General features: G+C 45.9%; 6 protein-coding genes. All 6 read right to left on the bottom strand.

Going from position 1 to position 4,157, the window contains the following annotated elements; translation table 11 throughout:
• On the bottom strand, positions 1-398 hold a 398-nt coding region (locus ACTIE6_RS19375), incomplete at its 3' end, for a hypothetical protein (protein ID WP_439558214.1).
• A 1-nt stretch (position 399) separates the two neighbouring features.
• Positions 400-708: a hypothetical protein gene (locus ACTIE6_RS19370; RefSeq protein ID WP_439558213.1), complete on the bottom strand. Its 309-nt coding sequence runs from the start codon at positions 706-708 to the stop codon at positions 400-402.
• A gap of 243 nt (positions 709-951) precedes the next feature.
• A complete protein-coding gene (locus ACTIE6_RS19365) occupies positions 952-2,490 on the bottom strand; it encodes a terminase large subunit domain-containing protein (protein WP_439558212.1) in 1,539 nt (512 codons plus the stop codon).
• A complete protein-coding gene (locus tag ACTIE6_RS19360; protein WP_439558211.1) occupies positions 2,426-3,094 on the bottom strand; it encodes a hypothetical protein in 669 nt (222 codons plus the stop codon). Before ACTIE6_RS19360 ends, ACTIE6_RS19365 begins: the two co-directional genes overlap by 65 nt.
• Before the next feature lie 97 nt (positions 3,095-3,191).
• On the bottom strand, positions 3,192-3,932 hold the full coding sequence (locus tag ACTIE6_RS19355) for an RloB family protein (protein ID WP_439558210.1): 741 nt from the start codon (positions 3,930-3,932) through the stop codon (positions 3,192-3,194).
• 8 nt (positions 3,933-3,940) lie between these two features.
• The coding region (locus ACTIE6_RS19350) for an AAA family ATPase (protein WP_439558209.1) at positions 3,941-4,157 on the bottom strand (217 nt) is incomplete at its 5' end.

The raw sequence follows: 4,157 nt of genomic DNA, 5'->3' as shown, positions 1-4,157 counted from the left end.
GCCATTTCAGCGAACGTCAGGCTGAGCGCTGCGAGCTCTAAGAAATCGGAATAGACCTGATTTTCCCGAAACCAGCTGCGCAGTTCTGGATGCTTGATAAGGTTCCGAACTTCTTTTCCGCCTTCGATTTCGGTCGACATAAGCCTGACGCCGGCGCCCAGGATAAATTCTTTGGCAGTATCCATCAGGCGCGGTTTGCTTGGAGAATCCCAGCACAAATTCAGCATCTGAATGGCGATATCATCATCTTTCCCCCACTTCACCCATTCAATCCCGTCATTGGCCACAGTTACTTTGTCGGCCGGTCCTGTCGATACGATATCGATCGTCGGCGTGATCTTTGCAACCGAGTCCGCCTTTGAGAGGTGATAAAATCCTTTCTGAAATTGCTTTACCATTTTAGTAATTTTTATGAATTATGCGATACCATGTTTTTGATCCAGGCAGGCGGATCGCTTTTAAAAGCCGGTTCCGAAGTGTGAATGGACGGCCTAGCCCGTCAACGTCTTCCAGTAGCAGCGCCCCTTTGTCAATCAGATCGTAACGCAGCTTTCCTTTTGTGCTTTTCCCTTCAAAGCGCTTTCCGGACTTTCCTAAATTTCGTTTCATCCCGAAGGTGCCGTCGGTCTTTCTGTACTTTAAATCAAAGCCTCGGTTTGCCGGATCATGCAGAAGTCGCCAGAAAGTGTCAATGCTGATTGTTTCCATGATTCGAAATTAGGGCCGGGAAATACCCATGGAAAAGACAAAAAAGACTTCCAATTTTCATTTTTGGGCTTGTACTGGAAATCAGACGCTTAAACCAAAATCTGTTCTGAAAAAAGCCTTTTTGTTCCAATCGTCTCCCAGCCAAGGCGGCACCCTTTCCGTTTTCGGTAATTACCGCGACGCAAATTTTGGGATATCTGAAAGGGTGCTGCCTGGTCGGCCTGACTCCGTGCGGGATCCTGGTCAGCCTCCGAGCCAACGCATCTTTGTGCCGGAAGACTTTGGCTTTCGGATTGTGGAAGAATACTTGTAATACAGAATATAGTCAAGGCAATCCGACAAGTGAGTGGCGAACTCTTGCGGCAAGCTTGTGCCTTCACTGGCTTTGTCCTTCTTCATGTCACCAATCATCGGACTATTTTGCATCGAGATGATCAGTGCCTTGCAGGTGTTACGGTTGATACGCAGCCTGGGCAGGTTGGTAGTACTCTCGGCCAGGATCTGGTCTATCAGGGCGAACCTATCACGGTGCTCAGGGTTAGTCTTCAATACGCGCAGTGTCACCTTCCACCCACGCGAACGCAGCTCAGCCACTACCTGCGCAAAGAATGTAGTCTTAGATCCCGCGCTCTTGCTACCCGCTGACGCGTCACCATATACGATCATCTCCTTTTTTACCTGGTCCGGGTAGGCTTCATCCAGGGCAATGGCCAATGTTTCAGCCAGCGTTTTATTATCACGCGGCTGCTTTACGTAAATCGTGTTGATTACTTTAAGCTTGTTTGGTACTTCTTGACAGACAATGGATGAACAGATATAGTTATTGAAGTCCATGCTGACTTCCAATGGCTTATTCGGGTCATAGTCAGAGAAGGTCGGTATCCAGATTCCGTCTGCGTTTTGGTCGTAATCGAAAGTATTGCTGGTGCAGTGCTTTTCGTCATCAAATTGCGGGTAGTAGCAATTTGGCAAACTGCCTAACCTTTCATTTAACACCTCGATCCTGAAGACAAGCGGCTCAGTAGTATCCTGCATGTTCTTGATATAATCAGGGTGCAGTGTCGGGTTATCGTGCGCAGTTCCTTCCATAAACAGGTACTTATCCGGATCCTGCTTCATTAAATCTTCTGTGCCGAAGATCCAGCGGCCGGCCTGCGTCCAGGGATTGGAAGTAAAATCGTAAAAGGAGTTATGCAAATGGCTGTCTTTAAACCGCCAGGTATTGGCGCGGTAAAGTGTCGCCATGAGGATTTTGGATACCCATTCACTTTTAAATGTGGCGCTTTCGTCAATAAACCCCCCGTCAAAATTGTGACCCCTGTTAGAATCAGGCTTTTCAAAGGATAGCAGCTGCAAGCAAAATCCGGAATCAAAGCTGATACACCTATCAAAAGTTTTTGGCGATTTGTACGCGCGCGGCCAGTTAGCCGGCGGCTCTTTGAAAAGCACGTAATTACCGTAGGGATTGACTTTTTCATGGTATTCGTACCATCCGAGTGCCGCCCAGGCATCGGCAGAATCATTCATTACGACATCCAAAACCAGCTTGAACGTGCGGCCGGCAAAAAAGAACCTGGCACGCTGCAGAAGCTTGGCGATATAGCCGATACAAATCAGCATAATATAGGTTTTCCCGAATGCGCGGCCGGCCAGCAGTGTTTTGCGCCTGGCTTTACTATTCAGAAATAATTTCTGCTTTGTGCTGAGAAATACAATATTAGCCTTCCTGGCTACCTGCATCAGCCTGGCTTTGTCCAGCCTCTGTTTCGTTTCCTGTAACATCTTCGTAAATGGAATCTTCTATTTCACGGTACATTTCAAGCGATGCCAAATCGTCGGTGAAAATGATGTTTGGCGCCACTTTGTATTTGTTGGGGTTTTCCAGCTGGTCTTTCTCCATGAGTCCCCGGATCTTTGCCGACTTCATCAGCGCTTCCGAAGCTCGCCCGAAAATGGCCGCTGCTTCTTTTTGGGTATCGATGTCGATTTGTTCTTTGATAGTGCCGTCCGAGAGCTCGATTTGAACGCTGTTTTTTGTCAGCATCTCTTTTCCCATTTGCTGCATGGTATGAGCCATTTCTTCCAGGCGCGTGGCGTAGATCTCACGCTGGGCGATTTTCTTGGCATTGCCGAAGTCAAGCGAGCCGAAAATTTGCTGGCAACCGTTCACGACGTTGTAAGCTTGGCTTTGGCTCAGCTGGCCGACCGGCGCGGGGCTGAACATGAGGGATTCAACAACCTTTCTTTCCGAAAAACCGTCGAGCAGTAATGTGAAGGCGAAAAAGTACCGGTCGAAAAGCGCTTTATCTTTCCCGGTCAGGTCCGTACCGGTCTGTATGTGGTCGCGGTACTTTTGTAGTTTGTCATCTTTGACGATCAGCTGCATGGTTTACTTGCTTTTTGATGCAAGCTGCAACGGGATTGATACGAGAAGAAGGACAAAAAAAGCCAGCATGGAGCTGGCTTTTATAAAAGTTGTTGAATCAGTTTGCTAATGCTCGAAGTTCTTCAACAAGTTTATAAACTGTAGTGCCAGGGAGATGCAGGTCACAACTAAGACGCCCTTCTGACAAATGAAACTGATTTAAAGCCTTTGCACGATTGATTGCATCCTGTTCCCGTCCTTCTAGTTCAGGTAAAACAATGGAAGTAAACGCTCTTAGGCTTTTCATATTTTCTTTATAGCTGAAGTTATACTTTTTAAGATGCTCCCCTAGTAAGGGTGATTCTCTTGCTCGACTTTCAAAAATGGTGGTCAGCTCTTCATAGTAGCGTTTACGAGAATTATTTTCAGGATCACGCTCATAGTCTACAAAATGCAGAAGTATCCATAATTCAAAGGCATCATTACTCCATGCTACATTGAGTCCATAGTTAATAGCCATTTCAACTGACAACCTGAAATCAAGCACTTCTTGATCGGGTTTCTTTTCATTAAACAGATCATTGTCGAAGACACACCAAACTCTCACTAGATCTTGGTCCAGATATAAAACACCATCTCGATCCATCATCAAGTTCTCTGCACGGCAATGAGCTATAACTTTCAACACATGCTTGTACTTGCTCTTGTAATTACCAACTGCATTGATCTTTAACCTGTCAGTTTCTTTAAAGGATTTGAAATATTGTACTTCACTTACGGAATCTTCGCAGAAAATCAGGTAAAGAATCAAACCGTCTTCGGTACGTGCATCATTTGGTTTTAATTCCCAGGGATTCATCTGCTTAACTAAGGAGTTTGTTGATAGTTAGCTAACACGGGCAGCGCGCCGTAAAAACCAGATAAGTATTGCCTTGCGAAGTCAGCATCGTTCCGAATGCCTTTGAGATCGGCTAAGGAATATAATCTTGTAGACTCAGAGGTAGTCTTTTCAGTGAAGTAAATTTGATCTCGCCTCAATATCTCTGGATTTAGTAAGTTAGTGTCATGACTTGAAAAGAGAAGT

Source organism: Dyadobacter sp., assembly GCF_051859145.1.
In the GTDB taxonomy this organism is placed as follows: domain Bacteria; phylum Bacteroidota; class Bacteroidia; order Cytophagales; family Spirosomataceae; genus Dyadobacter.
Note: the sequence above shows the minus strand (reverse complement) of the source record. Positions and strands in the feature narration are given on the sequence as shown.